The organism is Mesorhizobium sp. M7A.F.Ca.CA.001.08.2.1, from assembly GCF_003998455.1.
In the GTDB taxonomy this organism is placed as follows: Bacteria; Pseudomonadota; Alphaproteobacteria; order Rhizobiales; family Rhizobiaceae; genus Mesorhizobium; species Mesorhizobium ciceri.
In genome coordinates this window covers 1-1,564 of the sequence record NZ_RZPW01001085.1, presented here as the reverse complement: position 1 = coordinate 1,564, position 1,564 = coordinate 1, and the positions used below count along the sequence as shown (strand labels likewise).

The 1,564-nt window shown below is 63.4% G+C and carries 3 protein-coding genes; all 3 read left to right on the top strand.

The window, feature by feature from the left end; genetic code table 11:
• On the top strand, positions 1-347 hold a 347-nt coding region (locus tag EN914_RS34985; RefSeq protein ID WP_164779151.1), incomplete at its 5' end, for an ATP-binding cassette domain-containing protein.
• A 76-nt stretch (positions 348-423) separates the two neighbouring features.
• Positions 424-1,347: an ABC transporter permease gene (locus EN914_RS34980; RefSeq protein WP_245265366.1), complete on the top strand. Its 924-nt coding sequence runs from the start codon at positions 424-426 to the stop codon at positions 1,345-1,347.
• Positions 1,348-1,372: 25 nt separating this feature from the next.
• Positions 1,373-1,564: sigma factor-like helix-turn-helix DNA-binding protein (locus EN914_RS34975; protein WP_127389668.1), on the top strand; the 192-nt coding region annotated here is incomplete at its 3' end.

Here is a 1,564-nt window from a genome sequence, read left to right as displayed (position 1 = left end):
TGTCGACGCTGAGCGGTGGCAACCAGCAGAAGGTTGCCATCGCCAAGCAGCTGTCCGTCAGTCCCAAGGTCATCATCATGGACGAGCCGACGCGCGGGATCGATGTCGGCGCCAAGGTCGAGATTCACCGGCTGCTGCGCCAGCTAGCCGGCAGCGGTGTCGGCGTCATCATCATCTCGTCCGAACTGCCGGAGCTGATTGGCTTGTGCGACCGCGTTCTTGTGGTGCGCGAAGGCAGGATCGCCGGCGAACTCGCCGCCAGCGAGCTCGGCGAGGAAGCCATCATCATGCTCGCCTCGGGCGTCCAGGACAGTTCAATTCAAAGGCAGGCCCAGAATGTCGCCTAGGGAATCAGGAGAAGCGCTCGTGCACGCCGAGATCAAGTCCGCCGGGCGGCGCATCAACTTCGCTCACCTCGCCTCGATGCGCGAGGCCGGGCTGATCGTCATCATCCTGGCGCTGTGCATCGCCATGAGCTTCGCCTCGCCGCACTTCCTGACATGGGGCAATTTCCGCGCCATGCTGATGAGCTTCTCCATCGAAGGCATCGTCGTCGTCGGCATGACCGTCCTGCTCATCGTCGGCGGCATCGACCTTTCCGTCGGCTCGGTCGTGTGTTTCTCGATGGTGGTCTCGGGTGCGCTGTTCCTCGCCGGGCTCGATCCCTGGACGGCAAGCCTGATCGGCATCGGCGTCAGCGCGCTGATCGGCGCGGCCATGGGCTTCTTCGTGACCGTGATAGGGCTCAATCATTTCATCACGTCGCTGGCCGCCATGGTCATCGTGCGCGGCATGTGCCTGGTGGTCACCAAGGGCACGCCGCTTTCGCTGTTCACCCTGCCGCCGGCCTTCAAGGCCATCGGCCAGGGCAGCTTCAACAACATCCCCTATGTCATCCTGATCTTCGTCGTCGTGGTGGCGATCTTCGACTTCCTGCTGCGCCGCGCCACGGCCTTCCGCAAGGTTTTCTACACCGGCTCCAACGAGAAGGCCGCGCAGTTCTCCGGCATCAGGACCAATCAGGTGAAGTTCTGGGTCACGGTGCTGTGCTCGACCCTCGCCGGAGTGGCCGGCGTCATCTACATGGCGCGCTTCGGCGCGGCGACGCCGACCTTCGGCGCCGGCATGGAGCTCAACATCATCGCCGCGGCCGTCATCGGCGGCGCCTCGCTGAATGGCGGCTCGGGCACCATCTTCGGGGCGATCCTCGGCATGGCTCTGCTGTCGGTGGTGACGAGCTCGCTTATCCTGCTCGATGTCTCGGTCTATTGGCAGGACATGATCAAGGGATGCATCCTGCTGGCAGCGGTGTCGATCGATCACTTCCTGCACCGCAAGAAGTCCTGAACCTCAAAGGCGGCGAAACAAGACCATGGCCCCTCCCAACACCCGCGACGACATCGCCGCTGTTCGCCAGATGCACCAGGCGCTTGTCCTGCATTATGTCGAAGGCAAGACCCAGGCCGAGATCGCCGGGGAACTCGGCATCTCGCACGCGACCGTCAACCGGCTGATCAAGCGCGGTCACCAGCTTGGTCTCGTCGAGATCAAGATCAAGTCGCCG